The organism is Streptomyces sp. H51, assembly GCF_035656535.1.
Classification (GTDB): Bacteria; Actinomycetota; Actinomycetes; order Streptomycetales; family Streptomycetaceae; genus Streptomyces.
The window spans coordinates 133604-155919 of sequence record NZ_JAYMHD010000051.1 but is presented as its reverse complement, the minus strand read 5'-3'; the positions used below and the strand labels follow the sequence as shown (position 1 = coordinate 155919).

The 22316-nt window shown below is 74.2% G+C and carries 19 protein-coding genes; 11 read left to right on the top strand and 8 right to left on the bottom strand.

All coding sequences use genetic code 11. From position 1 onward, the window contains the following. Window positions 1–15: 15 nt before the first annotated feature. The 3 genes from VKA29_RS17480 to VKA29_RS17470 are packed head-to-tail and all read right to left on the bottom strand — an operon-like array spanning window position 16 to window position 2569. Window positions 16–684, bottom strand: coding sequence for an ABC transporter permease (locus VKA29_RS17480; protein WP_324786752.1), 669 nt, complete (start codon window positions 682–684; stop codon window positions 16–18). Continuing rightward, window positions 681–1451, bottom strand: coding sequence for an ABC transporter permease (locus VKA29_RS17475; protein ID WP_324786750.1), 771 nt, complete (start codon window positions 1449–1451; stop codon window positions 681–683). The genes VKA29_RS17480 and VKA29_RS17475 overlap by 4 nt, the downstream gene beginning before the upstream one ends. Then, window positions 1448–2569 carry an ABC transporter ATP-binding protein gene (locus tag VKA29_RS17470; RefSeq protein WP_324786748.1) on the bottom strand — a complete coding sequence of 374 codons (1122 nt, stop codon included), beginning with the start codon at window positions 2567–2569 and terminating at the stop codon, window positions 1448–1450. Before VKA29_RS17470 ends, VKA29_RS17475 begins: the two co-directional genes overlap by 4 nt. Before the next feature lie 256 nt (window positions 2570–2825). Between VKA29_RS17470 and VKA29_RS17465 the strand changes: the two genes are divergently transcribed. Then, window positions 2826–3815, top strand: a complete 990-nt coding sequence (locus VKA29_RS17465) for an NAD-dependent epimerase/dehydratase family protein (protein ID WP_324786746.1) — start codon at window positions 2826–2828, stop codon at window positions 3813–3815. A 92-nt stretch (window positions 3816–3907) separates the two neighbouring features. Here the strand turns inward: VKA29_RS17465 and VKA29_RS17460 are convergent, their stop codons facing one another. Together VKA29_RS17460 and VKA29_RS17455 are read right to left on the bottom strand one after the other, a co-directional pair. Continuing rightward, a complete protein-coding gene (locus VKA29_RS17460) occupies window positions 3908–5020 on the bottom strand; it encodes a HAMP domain-containing sensor histidine kinase (RefSeq protein WP_324786744.1) in 1113 nt (370 codons plus the stop codon). 2 nt (window positions 5021–5022) lie between these two features. Further along, window positions 5023–5853 (bottom strand): response regulator transcription factor, encoded by an 831-nt coding sequence (locus VKA29_RS17455; protein ID WP_324786742.1) that lies wholly within the window; start codon window positions 5851–5853, stop codon window positions 5023–5025. Window positions 5854–5956: 103 nt separating this feature from the next. On the opposite strand from VKA29_RS17455, the gene VKA29_RS17450 reads away from it, so the two are divergent. The 3 genes from VKA29_RS17450 to VKA29_RS17440 all read left to right on the top strand — a co-directional run bounded on the left by VKA29_RS17450 (window position 5957) and on the right by VKA29_RS17440 (window position 8375). Then, a complete protein-coding gene (locus tag VKA29_RS17450; RefSeq protein ID WP_420718513.1) occupies window positions 5957–6685 on the top strand; it encodes a glycosyltransferase family 2 protein in 729 nt (242 codons plus the stop codon). Further along, window positions 6682–7296 (top strand): TIGR04282 family arsenosugar biosynthesis glycosyltransferase, encoded by a 615-nt coding sequence (locus tag VKA29_RS17445; RefSeq protein ID WP_324786740.1) that lies wholly within the window; start codon window positions 6682–6684, stop codon window positions 7294–7296. The genes VKA29_RS17450 and VKA29_RS17445 overlap by 4 nt, the downstream gene beginning before the upstream one ends. 281 nt (window positions 7297–7577) lie before the next feature. Continuing rightward, window positions 7578–8375 (top strand): methyltransferase domain-containing protein, encoded by a 798-nt coding sequence (locus VKA29_RS17440; RefSeq protein ID WP_420718520.1) that lies wholly within the window; start codon window positions 7578–7580, stop codon window positions 8373–8375. Between the two features lie 391 nt (window positions 8376–8766). Here the strand turns inward: VKA29_RS17440 and VKA29_RS17435 are convergent, their stop codons facing one another. Continuing rightward, window positions 8767–9984, bottom strand: a complete 1218-nt coding sequence (locus VKA29_RS17435) for a molybdopterin-dependent oxidoreductase (protein ID WP_324786736.1) — start codon at window positions 9982–9984, stop codon at window positions 8767–8769. Between the two features lie 207 nt (window positions 9985–10191). On the opposite strand from VKA29_RS17435, the gene VKA29_RS17430 reads away from it, so the two are divergent. Then, window positions 10192–11571, top strand: a complete 1380-nt coding sequence (locus tag VKA29_RS17430) for a hypothetical protein (RefSeq protein WP_420718519.1) — start codon at window positions 10192–10194, stop codon at window positions 11569–11571. 25 nt (window positions 11572–11596) lie between these two features. On the opposite strand, the gene VKA29_RS17425 is transcribed toward VKA29_RS17430, so the two are convergent. Next, the gene (locus VKA29_RS17425) at window positions 11597–14560 is read right to left on the bottom strand and encodes a SpoIIE family protein phosphatase (RefSeq protein ID WP_324786735.1); all 2964 of its coding nucleotides are present in this window, start codon (window positions 14558–14560) and stop codon (window positions 11597–11599) included. A gap of 329 nt (window positions 14561–14889) precedes the next feature. Beyond that, on the bottom strand, window positions 14890–15798 hold the full coding sequence (locus VKA29_RS17420) for a LysR family transcriptional regulator (RefSeq protein WP_324786733.1): 909 nt from the start codon (window positions 15796–15798) through the stop codon (window positions 14890–14892). An 85-nt stretch (window positions 15799–15883) separates the two neighbouring features. Between VKA29_RS17420 and VKA29_RS37005 the strand changes: the two genes are divergently transcribed. The 6 genes from VKA29_RS37005 to VKA29_RS17395 all read left to right on the top strand — a co-directional run bounded on the left by VKA29_RS37005 (window position 15884) and on the right by VKA29_RS17395 (window position 22221). Beyond that, window positions 15884–15973 carry a putative leader peptide gene (locus VKA29_RS37005; RefSeq protein WP_351891410.1) on the top strand — a complete coding sequence of 30 codons (90 nt, stop codon included), beginning with the start codon at window positions 15884–15886 and terminating at the stop codon, window positions 15971–15973. Between the two features lie 222 nt (window positions 15974–16195). Further along, window positions 16196–16750: an NADPH-dependent FMN reductase gene (ssuE, locus tag VKA29_RS17415; RefSeq protein WP_324786731.1), complete on the top strand. Its 555-nt coding sequence runs from the start codon at window positions 16196–16198 to the stop codon at window positions 16748–16750. Window positions 16751–16864: 114 nt separating this feature from the next. After that, window positions 16865–18514: an ABC transporter substrate-binding protein gene (locus VKA29_RS17410; protein WP_324786729.1), complete on the top strand. Its 1650-nt coding sequence runs from the start codon at window positions 16865–16867 to the stop codon at window positions 18512–18514. Window positions 18515–18527: 13 nt separating this feature from the next. After that, the gene (locus VKA29_RS17405; RefSeq protein ID WP_324786726.1) at window positions 18528–19532 is read left to right on the top strand and encodes an ABC transporter permease; all 1005 of its coding nucleotides are present in this window, start codon (window positions 18528–18530) and stop codon (window positions 19530–19532) included. Beyond that, complete coding sequence (locus VKA29_RS17400) at window positions 19529–20485, top strand: ABC transporter permease (RefSeq protein WP_324786724.1); 957 nt, start codon at window positions 19529–19531, stop codon at window positions 20483–20485. The genes VKA29_RS17405 and VKA29_RS17400 overlap by 4 nt, the downstream gene beginning before the upstream one ends. Then, on the top strand, window positions 20482–22221 hold the full coding sequence (locus VKA29_RS17395) for an ABC transporter ATP-binding protein (protein WP_324786721.1): 1740 nt from the start codon (window positions 20482–20484) through the stop codon (window positions 22219–22221). The genes VKA29_RS17400 and VKA29_RS17395 overlap by 4 nt, the downstream gene beginning before the upstream one ends. The last annotated feature ends 95 nt before the right edge of the window (window positions 22222–22316 follow it).

Sequence of the window (22316 nt, the reverse complement as noted above, 5' to 3'; positions counted from 1 at the left end):
GGTCCGTGCCGGCCGTCAGCCGCTGCGCCGCACCCCGGGCGACACGACGAGCCGGCCCACCGCCCAGAACGCGCCGAGCGTCACCAGGGCCAGCAGGGCGACCAGGGTGGCACCGCCCACGACCTTCTCGTAGTCGCGCTGGTAGAGGCCGTCGACGATGTAGCGGCCGAGGCCGCCGAGGCTGACGTAGGCGGCGATGGTGGCCGTGGAGACGATCTGGACGGCCGCCGAGAGCAGGCCGCTGAGGATCAGCGGGAGCGCGACCGGCAGCTCGACCTGGAACAGCACCCGCGTTTCCGTCATGCCCATGCCCCGCGCCGCGTCCACCGGTGAGGGGTCGACCGAGCGGACCGCCTCGTAGGTGGTGACCAGGATCGGCGGGACGGCGAGGACGATGAGCGGGATCATCACGGGCAGCAGGCCGAGGCCGAGCAGCACGAACATCAGCACCAGCAGGCCGAAGCTGGGCAGCGCGCGGGCGGCCGTGGCGACGAACGCGAGGGCGTTGCCGCCGCGGCCGGTGTGCCCGGTGACCAGGCCGACCGGCAGCCCGATGGCGGCGGCGACGCCGAGCGCCATCAGCGAGTACTGGACGTGCTCGCGCAGCCGGGTCGGGATGCCGTCGTAACCGTGCCAGTGGGCGCCGTCGCTGAAGAAGGCGTTGACGAAGTGGAGGATGTTCACCGGACCGCCTTCTGCCGTGCGGCCGCCGCCCGTTCGGGGCGGGCGCCGGGCTCGTCGACGGGGCGGGCGCCGCGCTCGTCGACGGGCCGGGCGCCGGGCTCGTCGACGGGGCGGGTCCTGCCGGTGCCGCCGCGCGGCATCCACGGCGTCACCAGCACGCGTACCAGGACCAGCAGGGCGTCCGCGGCGATGGCGAGGACGGCCGTGCCGATCACCGACAGCCACACCAGGCGCGGCTGGTGGTAGATCATGCCGTCGTTGAGGAGGTTGCCGAGTCCGCCCTGGTTGCCGATCAGCATGCCGATGCTGACCAGGGAGATGCTGGACACCGTCGCCACCCGCAGTCCGGCGATGATCGCGGGCGCCGCGATCGGCAGCTGCACCTGGAGGTACCGGCGCACGGGGCCGAAACCCATGGCGGTCGCGGCGTCCAGGGTCTCCTGGGGCACCGAGCGGACCCCTTCCACTATCGCCGGAACGAACACCACCAGGCTGTAGACGCCCAGTGGGATCATCACCGTGGTCTCGCTCTGGCCGGTGTAGTCGATGAGGACGACGAAGAAGGCGAGCGACGGGACCGCGTACAGCACGGTCGCCGCCCCGAGCACCGGCGGGTACAGCCAGCGCAGCCGCACGCAGCACTGGGCGATCGGCAGTGCCACCAGCAGCCCGGCCAGCACCGGGATCAGCGCCTCGCGCAGGTGCAGGCCGACCAGGCCCCAGTAGGTGTTCTGCAGGTCGCTCGGGATGTCGAAGAAGCCGTTCATCCGGCGACCTTCGCGCTCTCCTGGTGCGCCCCGCGGATGGCCTCGGCGATCGCCTGCTGCGAGACGACGCCGGCCGCCCGGCCCTCGGCGTCCACCGCGACCGCCCATCCGGTGGGCGAGAGCACGGCGCAGTCGAGCGCGGCGCGCAGCGAGTCGGCGCCGGCCACGAAGGGCCGCCCGTGGGCGATGAGCCGGCCGGGGTCGATCTGCCCGGCGACCAGGTCCCGCGGCTCGCTCCAGCCGAGCGGCCGGCCGTCCAGGTCCGTCACGAGGAGGAAGGGCGCCTCTCCGGTGTCGCGGGCGGCGATCCGCTCGGCGGTGGAGTCCACGGCGACGATCGGGTCGGTGAGCAGGTCGAGGCCGGCGGAGGAGAAGAAGGACAGCCGCCGGATGCCCCGGTCCGCGCCGAGGAAGTCCTCCACGAAGTCGTCCGCGGGGCTGGACAGCAGTTCGGCGGGCGGCGCGAACTGGGCGAGCCGGCCGCCGGTGCGCATCACGGCGACCATCGTGCCGATCTTGACGGCCTCGTCGATGTCGTGCGTGACGAAGACGATCGTCTTGCCCAGCTCGCCCTGGATGCGCAGCAGTTCGTCCTGCAGCCCCTTGCGCACCACCGGGTCGACGGCCGAGAACGGCTCGTCCATCAGCAGCACCGGCGGGTCCGCGGCGAGGGCGCGCGCGACGCCGACGCGCTGCTGCTGGCCGCCGGAGAGCTGGTAGGGGTACCGCCGGGCGAGTGATTCGTCGAGCCCCACCCGCTGCATCAGCTCCCGGGCCCGCGCCCGCGCGTCCTGCTTGCTCCGCCCGAGCAGGCGGGGGACGGTGGCGATGTTGTCGAGGATCGTACGGTGCTGGAAGAGGCCGGCGTTCTGGATGACGTAACCCATGGACCGGCGCAGGGTGTTGACCGGCTGCTGCTGGATGTCCTTGCCGTCGATGCGGATGGTGCCCGCGCTCGGCTCGACCATCCGGTTGATCATGCGCAGGGTCGTGGTCTTGCCGCAGCCCGACGGACCGACGAGCACGGTGACGGAGCGGTCGGGTATCTCCAGCGAGAGGTCGTCGACCGCGACCGTGCCGTCCGGGTACCGCTTGGTGACTGAATCTATCCGTATCAAAGCGCCGAATACCCCTTCGGGTCTGGCAGCAGGTGCTGCCCGCTCGTGCTGTCCGTTCCCGGCCACGGTCACGCGGGCCGCTGGGTGGAGAGTCTAGACCTCTCAGGTCGCGTCCTCTCGTCGAGATCGTGGCGCGGTCCGGTCGCCCCGGCTGCCCGACGGCGGCGCGGATCTGACGGTGCGCAGGTCTTACGGACCGGTGACGTGCCGGGCCGGGTCGGGCCCTGGCGGCGGTTCGGCGCCCTAGCGTTGGGCCATGCGTGTACTGGTCACCGGCGGTGCCGGGTTCATCGGGTCCCAGGTCGTGCGGGCGCTGCGGGCGCGGGGCCACGAAACCGTCGTCCTCGACGTCCGGGCCGGTCCCCCGTCCGACGTACGGGACGCGGAAACGGTCCGCCGCGCCCTCACCGGTGTGGACGCCGTGTGCCACCAGGCGGCGATGGTGGGGCTCGGCGCCGGCTTCGCGGACGCGGCGGAGTACGTCTCCCGCAACGACCTGGGCACCGCCGTGCTGCTGACCGCGATGGCGGATGCGGGCGTACGGCGGCTCGTGCTCGCCGGGTCGATGGTGGTGTACGGCGAGGGCCGGTACACCTGCGGCCGGCACGGGACCGTGCGGCCGGGGCCGCGGACCGCGGCCGACCTGGACGCGGGCCGCTTCGAACCGCGCTGCCCGGTGTGCGGGGCGGACCTCGCCCCCGGGCTGGTCGGGGAGGACGCCCCCGCCGATCCGCGGAACGTGTACGCCACGACCAAGCTCGCCCAGGAGCACCTGACGGCGGCATGGGCGCGGGCCACCGGCGGCTCGGCGGTGTCGCTGCGCTACCACAACGTGTACGGGCCGGGCATGCCCCGCGACACCCCGTACGCCGGCGTGGCGTCCTTCTTCCGCTCGGCGCTGGCGCGCGGTGCGGCGCCGCAGGTCTACGAGGACGGCCGCCAGCGGCGGGACTTCGTCCACGTACGGGACGTGGCCGCCGCCAACGTGGCGGCGCTGGAGGCCGGTTCGCCCGAGGGAGCGCTGACGGCGTACAACACCGGCAGCGGCGAGGTGCGCACGGTCGGCGAGATGGCGCGGGCGCTCGCGGCGGCCTGCGGCGGTCCCGAACCGGTCGTCACCGGAGCGTACCGGCTCGGCGACGTGCGGCACGTCACGGCCGACTCGGCGCGGCTGCGCGGGGAGTTGGGGTGGACGGCGCGGGTGGGGTTCGCGGAGGGGATGCGGGAGTTCGCGGCGGCCGGGTGAGCGCCGTCAGGGCCAGGATCGCGCTCAGGACGGGTGCGCACTCAGGACGGGTGCGCGCTCAGGACGGCTGCGCGCTCAGGACGGCTGCGCGCTCAGGACGGGGCCGCGGGCAGTGTCACCTCGAAGCGGCAGCCGCCGGGGATGTTGCGCACGCCGGCCCGGCCCTGGTGGGCCTCGACGATGCCGCGGACGATGGCGAGGCCGAGTCCCGCCCCGGCGGGCGGCGTCCGGGCGTGGGTGCCGCGCCAGCCGGTGTCGAACACGCGGGGCAGGTCCTCCTCGGGGATGCCGCCGCAGCCGTCGGTCACGGACACCACCACGCCGTCGGCCGAGCGCTGCGCCGCGACGGCGACCGTGCCGTCGGCCGGGGTGCGGCGGATCGCGTTGACCAGCAGGTTGCCGAGGACGCGGCTCATCTCCTTGCCGTCCACCTCGACCGGCACCGGCTCGATGCGGTCGCCGACGAGCCGTACGCCGTGCTCGCGGGCGAGGGCGTCCGCTCCGGAGAGGGCGTCGCCGACGAGGTCGTACAGGGACATCCGGGAGACGGACAGGGTGAGCGCGCCGGCGTGGATGCGGGAGAGTTCGAAGAGGTCGCCCACCATGTCGTTGAGGCGTTCGACCTCGGTGCGCATCTGCCTCAGGTAGCGGGCGGGGTCGGCGGCGACGCCGTCCTCCAGGGCCTCGGACATCGCGCGCAGTCCGGCGAGCGGGGTGCGCAGGTCGTGGGAGATCCAGGCGACGAGCTCACGACGGGAGGACTCCAGGGCGCGCTCGCGTTCCCGGGACTCGGCGAGCTTTGCGCTGGTGGCCTCCAACTCCCGGCTCACCGCCGCGAGTTCGGCGGCGGCGGGGCCGTCGGGCGAGGTGAAGTCGCCGCCGTCGCCGAAGGAGCGGGCGGCGAGCGCGAGGGCCCGGCCGCGGGCGGCGACCCAGCGGCCGAGCAACAGGGCGGTGGCGAGGGAGACCACGGCGGCCATCGCGACGACGGTCGTGACGACGCGCAGGTCGTGCCCGGACAGGAACATCGCCTGCGCGACCGCGAGCGTGCCCGCGAGCATCGCGGTGACGGCGACACCGGCGACCACGGCGAGGTGCGTGACGAGCGAGCGCCGCCGGATCATCAGCAGCACCCAGGCCCCGATGAGCCCGGCCGCGGCGGCGCCGAGGAAGGCGAACAGGGCGATGAGCAGAGTGTCCCGCACGGTCACGCCTCCGCTCGGGGGGCGCGGGTCGCGCGGTGGGCCGGGGACGCGGCGGAGGCGCCGGGTGCGCTGGGGGCGCCGGAGGCGCCGGAGACCCCGGAGGCGTCGGACGCGCTGGAGGCGTCCGGGCCCGGGGGGCCGTCGAAGCGGTAGCCGACGCCCCATACCGTCTGGATCAGGCGGGGGCGTGCCGGGTCGTCCTCGACCTTGCCGCGGAGCCGGCGGACGTGGACGGTGACGGTCGACAGGTCGCCGAAGTCCCAGCCCCACACCTCGCGCATCAGGTCCTGGCGGCCGTAGACCCGGCCGGGGTGCCGCAGGAAGAACGCGAGCAGGTCGAACTCCCTCACGGTCAGCGCGAGTTCGGCACCGTCCTTGACGGCGCGGCGGGCCGCCGGGTCGACGCTCAGGCCGGCCGCGCGCAGGACGCCGGAGGGCCGCACGGGCCGCGTGCGGCGCAGCACGGACTCGACGCGCAGCACGAGTTCGCGGGGGCTGAAGGGCTTGGTGACGTAGTCGTCGGCGCCCACCTCCAGGCCGAGGATGCGGTCGTCCTCGTCGCCGCGCGCGGTGAGCATGATGACCGGCACCGGACCGCGGCCCCGCATCCGCCGGCACACTTCCAGGCCGTCCATACCGGGCAGCATCAGGTCGAGGACGACGAGGTCGGGCCAGTGCGCGGCGGCCCGCGCGAGGGCGTCGGGGCCGTCCCCGGCCCGGTCGACGACGTATCCGGCCCGGTCGAGGTATCCGGCGACGACTTCGGCGACGGTGGGGTCGTCGTCCACGACGAGGACCCGGGCCCCGCCGGGTGCGTTCGGCTGCTGCTCCATGGCGCCAGCCTCGCACCGCGCGCGGGGCGATGCCGCCGCCGGGCCGCGACGTCCTTTTTCCGTAAGGAGCATGCGCCCGATTCGCCCGTTTCGCGTTCGTAGGGTGAGAGGGGTGACGACCTCTTCCGCCTCACTACCGGTCACGGCGTCCGTGGACGTCGTCCTGCCCTGTCTCGACGAGGCCGCGGCGCTGCCCTGGGTGCTGCGCCGCATCCCGCCCGGCTGGCGCGCGCTCGTCGTGGACAACGGTTCCACCGACGGTTCCGCCCGCGTCGCCCGCGACCTCGGCGCGCACGTCGTGCACGAGGAGCGGCGCGGCTTCGGCGCCGCGTGCCACGCGGGCCTGATGGCCGCGACGGCCGACATCGTGTGCTTCTGCGACTGCGACGCCTCCCTCGACCCGGCCGGCCTGGTGCCGTTCGTCCGGCGGATCCTGGCCGGCGAGGCCGACCTGGTGCTGGGCAGGCGGCGCCCGCAGACGCGCGGCGCCTGGCCTCCGCACGCCCGGGCCGGCAACCTCGCCCTCGCCCGCCTGCTGCGCCGCCGCACCGGTCTGCGCCTGCACGACGTAGGCCCCCTGCGCGCCGCCCGCCGCGAGCCGCTGCTCGCCCTCGGCCTGTCCGACCGGCGCAGCGGCTACCCGCTGCAGATGGTGGTCCGCGCCGCCGACGCGGGCTGGCGGATCGCCGAGTACGACGTCCCGTACCGCCCGCGCACCGGCTCCTCCAAGGTGACCGGGACCTGGCGCGGCACCTGGCAGGCGGTACACGACATGAGCCGGGTGCTCGCCGACCCGGCCACCGGGCCGGCCGGCGAGGGAGGACCCGCGTGACGACGCTCATGGTCATCGCCAAGGAACCCCGGCCGGGGCGGGTGAAGACCCGGCTGACGCCGCCGTACACCCCGCAGCAGGCCGCGAGACTCGCGGAGGCGGCGCTCGCGGACACCCTGGACGCGGTCGCCCGGACGCCCGCCCGGCGCCGGGTGCTGGTGCTGGACGGAGAGCCCGGAACCTGGCTGCCGGCCGGCTTCGAGGTGGTGCCGCAGTGCGCGGGCGGTCTCGACGAACGGCTCGCCGCGGCCTTCGCGGGCTGCGACGGCCGCGCCCTCCTGATAGGCATGGACACGCCCCAGGTGACCCCGGAACTCCTCGCCGTCTCGGTCGACTTCACCGGCTGCGACGCCTGCTTCGGCCCCGCCGAGGACGGCGGCTTCTGGGCGCTGGGCCTGGCGGACCCTGATCCGGCGCTGCTGCGCGGGGTGCCCATGTCGACACCGCACACCGGCGCCGCGCAGCGCGCCCGGCTCGCGGGCCTGCGGGTGCGGGAGCTGCCACGGCTGCGTGACGTGGACACCGTGCGGGACGCGGACGCCGTGGCCGAGTCGGCGCCCGGCAGCCGGTTCGCCGCGGTACGAGCGCGTCTCGGGGCGGTGTCCGGGTGAGCGGTGCCAGGGGGAGGGATGCCGGTGACGCCGGTGACACGGCGGCACCCACCACAGGCGGCGGCACCGGCCGGCCGACGGCACTCGTCGGACGGCGGGCAGCAACGCTCCCGACCGCCACGGCGGGGGCGACCGTACCGGCCGACGTGGCGGGTACCGTACCGGCCGACGTGGCGGGTACCGTACCGGCCGCCGCGGTGGGTACGGTCCCGGCCGACGTGGTGGGTACGGTCCCGGCCGCCGCGGGCGGGGCGGTGCCCGCTGCCGCGTCGGGAACCGCCATGGCCACCGTGCCGGGAACGGCCGGGGAAGCGGGCCCCCAGCCGGGCGGGTGGGCGGCCGAGCACGGGCCCTGGTCCGCCGACCCGTACTCCGACGCCCTGCGCAGCGGCCGGGGCCCCCTCTTCCTGCGCCGGGCCGACGGCCGGCTGCTCCCCCTGGAGGTGGAGCGCTGGTGCGCGGACGCGGACGCGGCCGACCTGGAGGTGCTGCGGCGTTGCGAGGGCGCGGTACTGGACGTCGGCTGCGGGCCGGGACGCCTGGTCGCGGCGCTGGGCGCGCGGGGCCGACCGGTGCTGGGCATCGACGTGAGCGAGGCCGCCGTCGCCCGCACGGTGGCCCTCGGCGGTCAGGCGCTGCACCGCTCCGTCTTCGAGCCGCTGCCCGGCGAGCGCCGCTGGGGCACCGCCCTGCTGATCGACGGCAACGTCGGCATCGGCGGCGACCCGCGCGCCCTCCTCGACCGCATGGGCCAACTCCTCTGCCCCGGCGGCCTGTTGATTGCCGAGACGGTGCCCGGGCCGGACGTCGACGAGCGGGTGAGGGTGCACGTCACCGACGCCCGCGGGCGCGCCGGCCGCCCCTTCCCGTGGGCGCGGCTCGGCACGCCCGCCCTGCTGCGGCTCGCGGGCCGGGCGGGCTGGCGTGCCGACGGTCAGTGGACGGCGGGCGGCCGTTGCTTCGTCGCCCTGCGCAGCCGCAGCGCGAACAGCAGCGCCGAGCCGCCGGACAACGCGGCCGTCACCAGCAGCCAGCGGGTGCGGAAGCCGTCCGGGGACCGGCCGGTGGCGGAGGCGTAGCGCTCCGCCACCTGCCCGCTGATCAGCGGGAACCACACCAGCAGAAGCATCAGGGAGAGGGCCGCCGGCACCCGGACGTACCCGGCCCACGTCCGCCTGCGGCCCACCGCCCGCACCAGGACCCGGTCCGCCGCCGCGTACAGCGGCAGCAGCACCAGGTCGTGCAGCAGCGCCGCCCCCACCACCCACAACACGACGCCGAACCGGTCGCCCGTGGACCTGACCAACCGCAGGCCCGCGTAGCCGGCGAGGGCGAACGAGCCGCCGAGCAGCAGGAGCCGCAGCGGACTCCCGATGGCGTTCCCGAGGCGCCGCATCGCGGGTCGCCGCGTCACGGATCGCCGCATCGCGGGTCGCCGCATCACAGGTCGCCGCATCACAGGTCGCCGCATCACAGGTCGCCGAAAGTCATCCGGGCCACCCACTTGGTGTTGAGCACACCGGGCGCCGCGGGCACGATGATCCGCGCCGGGTGGCCGTGGTCGGGGGTCAGCTCCTCGCCGTTGACGAACAGGGCGAGCAGGGAGCGGGGGTCGGCGACCTGGTTCGCGCGCAGGGCGGCCCGGCGGAAGGCGCCGTGCCGCTGCAACGACTCCACGAGAACGCCGGCGTCGTCGTCGTGTCCGACGAGGGCGGCGAGGTCGCGCAGCCGCACCCCGCGCCACCACTGGTCGGAGGTGGACCAGCCCTCCACGCAGGCGATGGGCAGCGCCGCGCCGTGCAGCGGGAGCCGCAGCAGGTCGGCCCGGGCGAGGCGGACCGTCCCGGCGCGTCCGGTCAGCACCAGCCGCCAGGCGTCCTCGCCGGTCTCGGCCGCCCGGATGCCCGCACGCGCGGCGGTCTTGTTGATCTGGAAACCGCCCGGTCCCCCGGTCGGTTCACCGCCGCCGTGCGGCGCGAGCAGAGCGGTCCACCGCAGCCCGTCGGAGGTCTGCCCGGCGGTCGTGCCGAACAGCAGCAGCGAGCCGCCCCCGACCAGCCCGAGCGCACCGCGCCGGGACACCGTCGGCTCGGCGGGTCGTGGTGACGTCAACACGCCGCCTTCCGCGCGCAGTTGCCGCAGCCCCCGCACCGCGGCCGGGGTCTTCGTCACGGCGTGCGCGAGGAACGCGGCGAAGAACACCCAGGCGCCGTAGAAGTGCAGGGGGTAGAAGGAGCCGGGGAAGACGTAGTCCAGCTGGACGTTGAGCACGCCGGTGGTGAACTCGAACAGGCCGCCGCCGACCAGGAGCAGCAGCGAGATCCGCTCCAGCGCGTGCGCGAGGGACCGGGCGGGCGGCAGCTCGAACAGCCGGGGCACGACCGACCACAGCTTGGCCAGCAGCACGGGGATCAGCGCGACGCCGAGGGTGACGTGGACGCCCTGGGTGAGCCGGTACAGCCAGTGCGGGTGGGTCGGCCAGGAGAAGAGGTAGAAGCCGAGGACGCCCTTGTCCGGGGTCCTGTCGTTGACCGGGGACAGGTCCGGGTTGTACGCGGCGTACGACAGCAGGCCCGTCACGAACAGCACGGTGACACCGCCGAGCAGCACGAGGCCGAGCACCGAGGTGAACCAGGGACCGCGCACCGGGCTGCGCCAGAAGCCGGGCGCGAAGGGAGTCCGTCTCATGCCCCGACCGTAGGTCCGCGGCACCCCCGCGCAGGGCGGCCGAACCATGACGAAACTCTGACGTCCGCCCATGTCAGCGAGCCGGTCCCGGCCCCCGGCCCTAGCGTTCACGGCGTGAACCGCGCCCTGCCCGACGATGCCTCCCCGTCCGACGCCCGCCCACCCGACGCCCTGCCCGACGCCCTGCCCGGTGCCCTCCCCGACACCCTGCCCGACGACGCCCGCCGCGCCCGCGGCCCGGCCCTCCGCCGTGACCTGTACGCCGCCGGGGCCGCCGCGCTGCTGGTCGTGGCCGCCGTCCTGGTCGGCGACGCCATGGAGGACCGGACCGGCTCGCTCCGCGTCGGCCGGCCACCGCTCCTCGCGACCTGGGAGCCGCACGTCGGCCCGGGTACGCCGGCCGCGGTCGCCGTGGCGGTCGCGGTGATCGCGTACGGCGTACCGCTCGCCGCCCGACTGCCGTGGCGGCGGCTGCTGTTCGCGGTGTGGGGGACGGCGGCGGCCTGGACGTGGTCCCTCGCCCTCGTCGACGGCTGGTACCGGGGAGTCGCCGAACAGCTCACGACCCGCAGCGAGTACCTCCGGGCCGTCGGCCGCTTCCCCGACATCCCCGCCGCCCTGCGGGACTTCACCCACCACATCCTGATCGACGCGCCCGGCAACTGGCCCGCGCACGTCGCCGGGCACCCGCCCGCGGCCACGCTCACCTTCGTGCTGCTCGACCGGATGGGCCTGGGCGGTGGCGGCTGGGCGGGCGTCTTCGTCATCACCGTCGGCGCGACCGCGCCGGCCGCGGTCCTGGTCGCCGTTCGGGCACTGGCCGCGGAGCGGCCGGGCCGCCGTGCCGCACCCTTCCTCGCCCTGGCACCGGGCGCGGTGTGGGTGGGCACCTCGGCCGACGGGTACTTCGCGGCGGTCGCCGCCTGGGCGGTGGCACTGCTGGCGCTGGCCGTCACGGGGCACAGGCCGGGCGCGACCGGGTTCGCCTCGGGCCTGCTGTTCGGGCTGACCGCCTACCTCTCCTACGGCCTCACCCTGTTCGCCGTGATCGCCGCGGCCGTGCTGCTCCTCGACTCCCGCCGCACCCGCCCGCCGCTCTCCCTGCTCACCCTCCTGCCGGCCGGACTCGCCGTCGTCCCGGCCGCGTTCACCGCGCTGGGTTTCGACTGGTGGGAGGCGTACCGCCTGTTGGTGACCCGCTACCACCAAGGCGCGGGCGGGGTACGGCCGTACGGCTACTGGGTGTGGGCGAACCTGGCCTGCACGGTGTTCGTCGTGGGCCCGGCGACGGCGGCGGGACTGCGGCACACGGCGTCCGACCCGGGGCGCAGGACGGCGGGACCGCGGCGCACGGGCGCGGCGACTGCCGGCGCCCTACGCCTGAAAGTGCTGATCGCCGCCGCGCTGCTCGCCCTCCTGGTCGCCGACCTGTCCGGGATGAGCAAGGCGGAGACGGAACGCATCTGGCTGCCGTTCGCCTGGTGGCTGTTGCCTGCCTGCGCCTTCCTGCCCGGACGGCGCGGCTGGCTCGCGGCCCAGGCAGCGCTCGCCCTGCTGGTCAACCACCTGCTCCTGACCGGCTGGTGACGACGGGCGACTGCCTGATGACGCGTCAGTGCCCGGGCAGTCGCAGTTCCGTCCAGATCACCTTGCCGTCGGCGGTGTACCGCGTCCCCCACCGCTCGGTCAGCCGGGCCACCAGGAACAGACCGCGGCCGCCCTCGTCCTCGGTGCGGGCGCGGCGCAGGCGGGGTGCGGTGCTGCTGCCGTCGGCGACCTCGCAGATCAGCGCGCGGTCGCGCAGGAGGCGGAGCTGGACGGGGCCCGCGGCGTGCCGGATGGCGTTGGTGACCAGTTCGCTGACGACCAGTTCGGTGGTGAAGGCGATGTCGTCCAGGCCCCAGACGGCGAGTTGCCGGATGACGGCGGCACGGGTGCGGGCGACGACCGCCGGGTCGCAGGGCAGGTCCCACTGGGCGACCTGCTCCGGCCCCAGGGCGCGGGTGCGGGCGACGAGCAGGGCCACGTCGTCGCTCGGCCGCACCGGCAGCAGCGCGTCCAGCACCGCCTCGCAGGTGTCCTCGGGCGCCCGGCCCGGCACCGCCAGCACGTCGTGCAGCCGCCGCAGGACGACGTCGATGTCGTGCACCCGGTCCACGACCAGCCCGTCGGTGTAGAGCACCAGTTGGCTGCCCTCGGCCAGTTCCAGCTCGACCATCTCGAAGGGCATGCCGCCGAGCCCGAGCGGCGGCCCGGCGGGCAGGTCGAGGATCTCGGAGGTCCCGTCGGGTCCCACGATCGCGGGCGGCAGGTGTCCGGCGCGGGTGAGGCAGCAGTGCCGGGACACCGGGTCGTAGACGGCGTACAGGCAGGTCGCCCCGACGATCCCGGAGTCCCCCTCGGCGCCGCCCACCGCCCAGCCCTCGCACCGGTCGAGCCGGGCGACCAGGTCGTCGAGGTGGGTGAGGAGTTCCTCGGGCGGCAGGTCCAGGGAGCAGAAGTTGTGCACGGCGGTGCGCAGCCGGCCCATGGTGGCGGCGGCGTGCAGTCCGTGGCCGACGACGTCGCCGACGACCAGCGCGACGCGCGCCCCGGACAGGGGGATGACGTCGAACCAGTCGCCGCCGACGCCGGCCCGCGCGGGCAGGTAGCGGTAGGCGGCCTCGACCGCGCTCTGCTCGGGCCGCCCCTTCGGCAGCAGGCTGCGCTGCAGGGCGAGGGCGGTGTGGTGCTCGCGGGTGTAGCGGCGGGCGTTGTCGACGCAGATCGCGGCGCGGCCGGCGAGTTCCTGGGCGAGTGACAGGTCGTCGTCCTCGAAGGAGGCGGGCCGCGCGCAGCGGTAGAAGCTCACCACGCCGAGGATCGCGCCGCGCGCCGACAGCGGCACGGTGATCAGGGAGTGGGCGCCGGCCGCGGGCGCGGACGCGGGCGGCATCGGTTCCCGGCCGGTGCGGTCGGTGCGGCCGGTGCCGCCGGTGCGGTCGGTGCGGTCGGTGCGGTCGGTGCGGTCGGTGCCGCCCTTGAGGTCGCCCGGCGCGGGCTCCAGTACCGCCTGCGCGCCCTCCAGGCTGCGCGCCTGCGGGGCGGCGGCCTCGTACCCGACCTGCTCGCCGACGCCGTACGGGTGCGGCGCCTCACCCCTGGTGGCCACGGCGACCCGGCGCAGCCGCGTCCCCGCGCGGAGCGGTCCCGGTTCCTCGCCGCGCAGCACCGCGTCCGGCAGGTCGACGGTGACGAGGTCGGCGAACCGCTCCACGGCCACCTCGGTCAGTTCCTCCGCGGTGCGCGTGACGTCGAGGGTGGTGCCGATCCGGCCCCCGGCCTCGTGCAGCAGTTCCAGCCGTCGGCGCGCCAGGACGGCCAGCCGCCCGACGCCGGGTTCCCCGACCAGCACCAGCCGCCCGTCGTCGCCCGCGACGTCCACCCCGCCCGCGACGTCCACGGCGTTCGCGGCGTTCGCGGCGTTCGCGGCGTTCGCGGCGTTCGCGACGTCCACGGCGCTCCCGGCGTTCGCGGCGTTCGCGGCGTTGCCGGGCGGCTCCGACGGCTGCTGCGGCGCCCCGGCCGGGAGCGGCGGGACGACGGCCCGTACGACGACGGGGGCCCGGGCCGGCTCCACCGTCGGCCCGACGACCGGAGGCGGCGGCGTGACGTCGAGGGTGATCGGGCGGGGGCTGCCGAGCACGCGGGCCTCGACGGCGACGCCCGCCTCCCCCGAGGGGCCCTGGACCGGCCGGCGCAGCAGGGCGGCGACGCGCCCGTCGGGCAGGGTGACTTCGTCGAGGGTGCGGTGCGGCGACGCGATCAGCTCCTCGGCGCGTTCCCGCAGCACGGCGAGGTCGACCCGGCTCAGCCGGCCCTCGCCGCCCGGCACCTCCGGCTGCCCCGGCCACTCGCCCGCCTGTGCGCCGGCCCGCCGGTACGCGGCCAGCAGCGCACGCTCCCGTCGCGTGGCCTGCTCCAGCAGTCGGGACTCGATGTGCTGGACGGCGGCGTGGACCAGCCGCTGCATGACCGGGTCGCCCTGGTCGCGCAGGCAGGTGAGGTCGAGGGCGCCCTCGATGCGTCCGCTCAGCGGGTCGCGGACCGGGGCACCGGCGCACGCGAAGGGCTGCAGGCAGTCGGCGAAGTGCTCGCGGCCGGCGACGTAGACGGGGCTGCGCTCGGCGAGCGCGGTGCCGACGCCGTTGGTGCCGGCCACCGCCTCGGAGGTGTCGTGCCCGGGCGCCCACCCGACCTGATCGAGGCGGTCACGCAGCCGCAGGTCACCGCCGATCCGCCGGGCCATCCGGCCGTGCGCGTCGCACAGCGCGATCGACATGCCGACGTCCGTCAGCGAGGCCGCCAGGTCCCGCAGTACCGGGTCCGCCGCGCGCAGGAACCGGTCGTCCAGCAGCAGGTCCGGCGCTTGCGGGAGCACCAGGTGATGCGGTTCGAGCCCGGCGGAGCGGCAGCGTTTCCAGGACTCGAGCACCGGGCCGCGGACGTCCGCCTCGACGGGCGCCCCGCTCAGAAAACGTTCGTGGGCATCGACGAGTCCGCCTACGTCGTCCCAGGCGACGGACAACCGGATCACTTCCCTCACCTGAAGCCGACCCGGTCACGCGCCGCCTCTCGGCCCGCACCGGCGAAGCTCTCCAAGCCTTTTCACCGTAGACCGTGGTGCCACCCGCCACAAACGCGCGACCACCGCGCCCCGGCGGCCCCTACCGTCACCTCCGCCCCGGCGGCCCCTACCGTCACCTCCGCCCCAGCGGCCCCTACCGTCATCAATCCGCCCCGGCAGCCCGCACCGCCACCCACGCCCCGACCGAACCGCACCGCCACCCATGCCCCGACCGCCCGCACCGTCACCGCGCCCCGACCGCCGCCCGTCGAGGCAGGCGGCAGGCCGGGGGGTGGGCGTCAGCGCCGGTACAGCCGCGCCCGCTCCAGCAGGATGTCGTGCAGATCGCGGACGGCCCGCGCGGACGAACCGGAGCGGCGGCGCTCCGCGACCATCACCACCTCCGTGTCCTTCTCCGCGTCGGCGAGCGGGCGCCACGTGATCACGCCGTTGCGTTCCAACGGGTCGCCGATGACGCTGAAGTCGGGCAGTACGGTGGCGCCCAGGCCCTCGGCGACCATGAGCTTGCCCATTTCGGCGCCGTCGGTGGAGTAGGAGAAGACCGGGGTGCGACCGCGCAGCAGCCGGTGGATGTAACGGTGCATCACATAGCCGGCCCGCATGACGATCAGGGGCTCGCGCAGCAGTGCGTCGGTGCTGACGGCGGAATGCCCGGCCAGTGGGCTGTCGGGGTGCAGGCAGACGACGGGTCGACCGCGCAGCAGTTGGGTCGAGTCCAGGTCGGGCGGCAGGTCGTCGCCGGTGAGGTAGTTGACGAGGCCCAGGTCGAGGCCGCCCTCGGCGAGCATCCGGTGGATGTCGGCCTGCTGGGCGGTGACGATCTCGACCTGGGTCCGCGGGTGCGCGGCGCGGAAGTCCTGGACGGCGGGGACCAGCAGCGGGACGGTCGCGGCGTGCACCGTGCCGAGCCTGACCATCCGGCTGACCTGGTGCTGGTGGTCGGCGGCCTGGCGCAGGCGGTCCACGGCCTCCAGGACCGCGGCGATGTGCGGCAGCAGCTCGCGGCCGGCATCGCTGGTGCGGGCTCCCGAACGGTGGCGGTCCAGCAGGTCGACGCCGAGTTCGCGTTCGAGATTGCGCACGGTCTCGCTGAGCGCGGGCTGCGACAGGTGCAGCGCCTCGGCGGCGCGGCGCAGGGAGCCGAGCCGGGCGACGGTCTGGAGGTACTCGAGCTGTTCGATCCGCATGGAAGGGGGACCCTATCAAGGCATCATGGATTCTTAACAGGATTCGTCTCGACCGATTGACCCACCGTCTGCTTGAATCCTTCACATGAACCAGCGCAAGGACCTCACACGTCGACGCCATGTCGACCTCGTGCGTGTGTCCAGCGGCCTCTGTTCGCCTCGCGCCGCCCGCTGAGCGAGTCCCCTTCTCGCGCTTTCCCGCCGTGCCCCCCGGGTTTCGCCTGCCCGCAGCCGGGCGGCGTACTTCCTGACCTTCCGCCGGTCCGGCGTGTCGTCTCTCCGTCCCCTCACGCAGCCGTGACCTGCCCGTTCCCGCCGCCTCTGTCGTGCGGGACGGCAGCCCACGGCCGGCGTCCCCGTGCGCGCCGCCGTCCTGTCCTCTGTGAAGGAGCCCTCAATGTCCACCGTGCTCTCCGTCTCGGGAAGCCCGTCCCCGACCTCCCGCACCGGCCGTCTGCTGCGCCACCTCGACGCGCGCCTGGCCGGGCAGGGACACCATGTGATCCCGCTGGACGTACGCACGCTGCCTCCCGAGGCGCTGCTGGGGGCGGATTTCGGACACCCCGCGATCCAGGGCGCGGCCCGGCTGTTCGAGCAGGCCGACGGAGTGGTGATAGGAACACCCGTCTACAAGGCCGCCTACTCCGGTCTGCTCAAGACCCTGTTGGACCTGCTGCCCCAGTACGCCCTCGCGGGCAAGGCGGTGCTCCCGCTGGCCACCGGCGGCAGCCCGGCCCATGTCCTGGCCGTGGACTACGCGCTGCGGCCGGTGCTCACCTCCATGGGCGCCGACCACGTGCTCCCCGGCTGGTTCGTGGTCGACAAGCAGATCACGGTCGCCCCGGACGGCGCGGTCACCGTCCAGGAGGACACCGCCCGCGAGGTCTACCGGGTCGCCGACGCCTTCTCGTCCACGCTCACCGCCCGGCACCACGTCCTCGCCGCGGCCTGATTCCCCGGACCGGACCCCGGACCACCCGGTCCATCGAGTTCGGCCCTCCCCCGCCCCGTAGGGCGTCCCGGCCCCGATCCCCACGCCCAACCCCTTTGCAGAGAAAGCCAGCTGATGACCCACTTCACCAGACCCCGTCCCGCCGTCGTCTCCGTCGGCGCCGTGCTCACGAGTCTCACGCTGGCAGCATGCGGCAGCGGCTCGGCCGGCGGCACCGGGGGCACCGGCGGCAAGCCCGTCCAGGGCGGCACGATCACCTACACCCACGTCCAGGAGCCGCCCTGCATCTTCGGCGGCTGGATCCAGCAGGCCTACATCTCCCGCCAGGTCCTCGACGGTCTCGTGACCGAGGCCGAGGACGGCAGCGTCAGGCCGTGGCTGGCCACCTCGTGGACGACCTCGGCCGACGGCCTGACCTACACCTTCACCCTCAAGGACGGCGTGAAGTTCACCGACGGCACCCCGGTCGACGCCAAGGCCGTCGCCTACAACTTCGAGCAGTTCGAGAAGAGCGACCTCAACGGCACCGCCAAGGTGTCGATGGACCCGTACTACAAGAACGCCGAGGCGATCGACGCGACCCACGTCGCCATTCATCTCACCAGGCCCTACCCCGAGTTCCTCCGCCTGATCACGCAGGGCTACTTCGGCATCCAGTCCGAGCACGCGCTCAGGACCAGGACGAAGGAGCAGAACTGCGAGCGGCCGGTCGGCTCCGGCGCCTTCACGGTCGAGAAGTGGAACAAGGGCCAGAACGTCGTCTTCAGGAGGAACCCCCACTACACCTCGTGGCCCGCCACCGCGAAGCACCACGGCCCGGCGTACGTCGACCGGATCGACTGGAAGTTCGTCGCCGACGGCACCTCGCGCTACGCCTCGCTCACCACCGGCCAGTCCGACGTGGTCTACGAGGTCCCGACCGTCAACTGGAAGGACGCCCAGGCCAAGTTCAAGCACACGATCCGCTACATCACCCCGGGTCACCCGGTCTCGTTCTACCTCAACACCGTGAAGGGGCCGTTCAGGGACAAGCGCGTCCGGCAGGCCTTCGCCTACGCCGCCGACCGCGAGGCCGCGGTCGAGGCGGGCTTCCACGGCGTGATCCCCTACGAGCCCAACCCCGCCGTCTCGCAGTCGACCCCCGGCTACCTCGGCACCGACCCGTACCCCTACAACCCCGGCCGGGCCGCCCAGTTGCTGAAGCAGGCCGGCTGGAAGAAGGGCGCCGACGGGATCTACGCCAAGGGCGGCCAGAAGCTGAGGATCCGGCTCGTCTACGGCCCGGGCTACATCTTCACCAGCGAGGGCGCGACCGTCCTGCAGGCGCTCCAGGAGCAGTGGAAGCAGAACGGTTTCGGCGTCACCCTCGTCCCCGCCACGCAGGCCGAGTCGTGGGGCGGCAAGTACAGCGGCCCGGACGGCTACGACGCCCAGGCGTCGTACTGGACCAGTCCCAGCCCGGCGATCCTCTGGATCGTCTGGCGTGAGTCCACCAAGGACAGCCCGAACGGCAACAACCAGTCGTTCTACAACAACTCCACGCTCACGAAGCTGATCGACGAGGCCAACACGAACACCGACACCGCCGCCGGGTTCGGCCAGTACGAGCAGGCCCAGAAGATCATCAACGACGACGCCGCCGGCGTCGGGCTCTACACCCAGAACACGCTGATCGCCGTCTCGGACAAGCTGCACGGCTTCTGGGTCGAGAAGAGCCAGGGCGAGCCGGTCTTCTCCGACGCGTACTTCACCGGCAAGCAGTGAGTCGAGGACCGTCATGACTGCCATCACCCCCGACCCGGCGTCGCTCGCGCCGCCGAGGCGGCCCGCGTGGGCGACCGCGCGGGCCGCCCGCCGGGCCGCCGTCAAGATCGTCTCGGCGGTCGGCGTGCTCCTCGCGGCGGCCTCCCTGGCCTGGTTCGCCCAGATCCTGATCCCGGGCGACCGCGCGACGGCGATCCTCAACATGCGCAACGGCAAGCAGCAGAACTACACCGCCTCCGAACTGGCCCCGGTCCGGCACGAGTTCGGCTTCGACCATCCGCTGGTCTCGCAGTGGCTGCACTATCTCGGCGGCTTCTTCGAGGGCGACCTCGGCACCTCCTACACGCAGTACCAGCCGGTCACGCGGGTGATCGGCGCCCAGATCGTGCCCAGCCTCGTGCTGACCGTCTCGGCGCTCGCCGTGGCCTGGGTGATCGCGCTCGCGGTCTCGCTGCTCACCGTGAAGCGCGGACGGGCCGTCGAGGGCCTCGGCTCGGTCTTCGAGGCGTTCACCGCGAGCCTGCCGCACTACTGGGTGGGCGTCATCCTGCTGGTGGTCTTCGCGGTGAAGATCCCGGTCTTCCCCGTCATCAGCGGCTCGGGGGCCCTGGGCCTGGTCCTGCCCGTGCTCACCCTGGCGATCCCGCTCAGCGGTTTCCTGGGGCAGGTCATCCGTGACGAGCTCGACAAGGTCCTCGACCAGCCGTTCGTCACCACCGCCCGTACCCGGGGCATGAGCGACACCGCCGTACGCCTCCGGCACGCCCTGCGGCACGCGGTGCTGCCGGCGGTCACCCTGTCGGGCTGGGCGCTCGGCGCGCTCGTCTCGGGCGCGGTCATCGTGGAGAACATCTACGGGCGGCCCGGTATCGGCATGGTCCTCAACACCGCGGTCAGCACCCGCGACGTCCCGACCGTCTCCGGAGTCGTGGTGGTCGTGGCCGCGATCTACGTCGTCGCCAACCTCCTCGTCGACCTCGCCTACACCGCCATCGACCCAAGGTTGCGTGCCTCATGACCACCGTCTCGCTCAGTCCCGGCCCGGTCGGCCCCGATCCGGTCGGCCCCGATCCGGCCGGCCCCGATCCGCTCGACCCCGGCCCGGTCGGCCCCGGCCCGGTCGGCGCGGAGGCGGCCGAGCCCAGGCGGGCCGTCCGCCGGAGCCTCGGCCTCGGCCTCGGCGCCACCCTCTCCGCCGTCTTCATCGCGTTCGTCGTACTGGCCGCCGTCGCGCCCGGTGTGCTCGCCTCCACGACGCCGACCCACGTCGACCTGACCGACGCCCTCGCCGCGCCGTCGTGGCACCACCTCTTCGGCACCGACGAGGCCGGCCGCGACGTCTTCAGCCGAGTCGTGCACGGCACCCGGCTCTCCCTCGGGATCGGCCTCGGCGCCACCGCGATCGCCATGGGCCTGGCCATCGTGCTCGGCTTCGTCTCGGCACTCGCCGGCGGCGTGGTGGACACGGTCGTCACCCGCGCCCTCGAAGTCCTCTTCGCTTTCCCGTCGCTGCTGGCGGCACTGCTGGTGATCTCCGTCTTCGGGCCGTCGGTCAGGACGTCGATCATCGCGGTCGGGATCAGCTCCATGCCGGGCTACGCCCGCATGGTGCGCGGCCAGGTGCTCAACGTGCGCCAGGCCGGCTACATCGAGTCGGCCCACGCACTGGGCCACAGCCGGTGGACGGTCCTGCGCCACCACCTCTTCCCCAACGCCATGCGCCCGCTGGTCGCCGTCGTCACCCTCGGCGTCGGACAGTCCATCGTGTGGGCCTCGTCCCTGGCCTTCCTCGGCCTGGGCGTCCCGCCGCCGAGTCCCGAGTGGGGCGCGCTCCTGGACTCCGGACGCAACTACATCACCACCCAGTGGTGGCTCGAGGTCCTCCCGGGTCTCGTGATCGTCCTCTTCGCCATCTCGGTCACCACCCTCGGCCGGGCGATCCGACAGCGACTGGAAGGAGCGGCCCGATGACCGTCTCGCCGCCCACCACCGAACCCGCAGCCGGCGACACCATCACCGACGAGGCCGTGACCCGACAGTCCGCCCGTCCCGACGGAGCGGCCCCCGGCGCGCCGCTGCTCAGCGTCGAGGGGCTCCGTGTCCGGTTCGGCGGGCGCGAGGTCGTCCACGGCATCTCCTTCTCCGCCCACCCCGGCCGCTGCCTGGCGATCGTGGGCGAGTCCGGCTCCGGCAAGTCCGTCACCGCCCGCACGCTCGTCGGCCTCACCGGCGGCGGCTCGCGGGTGAGCGCGGACCGGATGACGCTCGGCGGCCTCGACCTCACCCGGCAGAGCGAACGCGCCTGGCGCCGGATCCGGGGCAAGGAGATCGGCTTCGTCCTCCAGGACGCGCTCGTCTCCCTCGACCAGCTCCGCGAGGTCGGTGCCGAGGTGGCGGAGCCGCTCAGACTGCACGGCGTCGGCACCAGGGCGTCCCGTCGGGCCAGGGCGATCGAGCTGCTCGCCTCGGTCGGCGTGCCCGAGCCCGAGGTGAAGGCGCGCCAGCGGCCCTACGAGCTGTCCGGCGGCCTGCGGCAGCGCACGCTCATCGCCGGGGCGATCGCCCTGGACCCGCCGCTGCTCATCGCCGACGAGCCGACGACCGCCCTCGACGTCACCGTCCAGGCCCAGATCCTCGACCTGCTCATCGAGGCCAAGGAACGCGGCCGGGCGATCATCTTGATCAGCCACGACCTCTCCGTGGTGGCCCGCCTCGCCGACGACATCGCGGTGATGAAGGACGGCGAGATCGTCGAGCAGGGTCCCGCGCACGAGATCCTGCGCGACGCGCGGCACCCCTACACCCAGGCGCTGCTCGACGCGGTGCCGGCGGAGCACACCCGCGGCCGGCGGCTGGTGAAGCCGGCCGACGACGGCGACTCCGCCGGCTCGCCCGCCGTCCGCACCCGCAAGGCGGTCGAGCGGGACCGCCCGGTCATCGACGCCCGCCACCTCACCAAGGTCTACACCGGCCCGGACAAGATCGACCGCACCGTCGTCGACGATGTCTCCTTCGAGCTCTTCCAGGGTGAGACGCTCGGCATCGTCGGCGAGTCCGGCTCCGGCAAGACCACCACCGCCCGGATCGCGCTGTCCCTGATCAGCCCGACCACCGGCGAGGTGTTGCTGCACGGCCGAGCGTGGTCCAGCCTCACCCAGGCACAGCGCCGCCCGCTGCGCCACCGGATCGGCGTGGTCTACCAGGACCCGCTGAGTTCCTTCGACCCCCGGTGGCCGGTCGGGCGCATCCTCACGGACGCGTTGGCCACCGGGCCCACCCCGCCCTCCTCACGGGCGGAGGCGCGCGGCAGGGCGGTCAGGCTCCTGGAGCAGGTCGGGCTCCGCGAGGAGCACTTCGACTCGGCCCCGCTGCGCCTGTCGGGCGGCCAGCGCCAGCGCGTCGCCATCGCGCGGGCGCTGGCCCCCGAGCCCGGCGTCATCGTCTGCGACGAGCCGGTGTCGGCCCTCGACGTCTCGATCCAGGCACAGGTGCTCGACCTGCTCACCGACCTCCAGGACGAACTCGGCGTCTCCTACCTCTTCATCTCCCACGACCTGGGCGTGATCCACCACATGAGCGACCGGATCCTCGTCATGAAGGACGGCAAGGCCGTCGAGTCGGGCACCGCGGACGACGTCTTCGAACGCCCTCGGCACGACTACACCCGACGGCTCCTCACCGCCCTGCCCCGGCTCTCGCAGACCTGAGCGGCGACGCCCCCGGCGGAGGACCGCGGACCGCGGACCCCGCGCGAACAGTGCTCCGGCCGCGCCCCGTTCCTGCCCGCCGGCCACCAGGCACA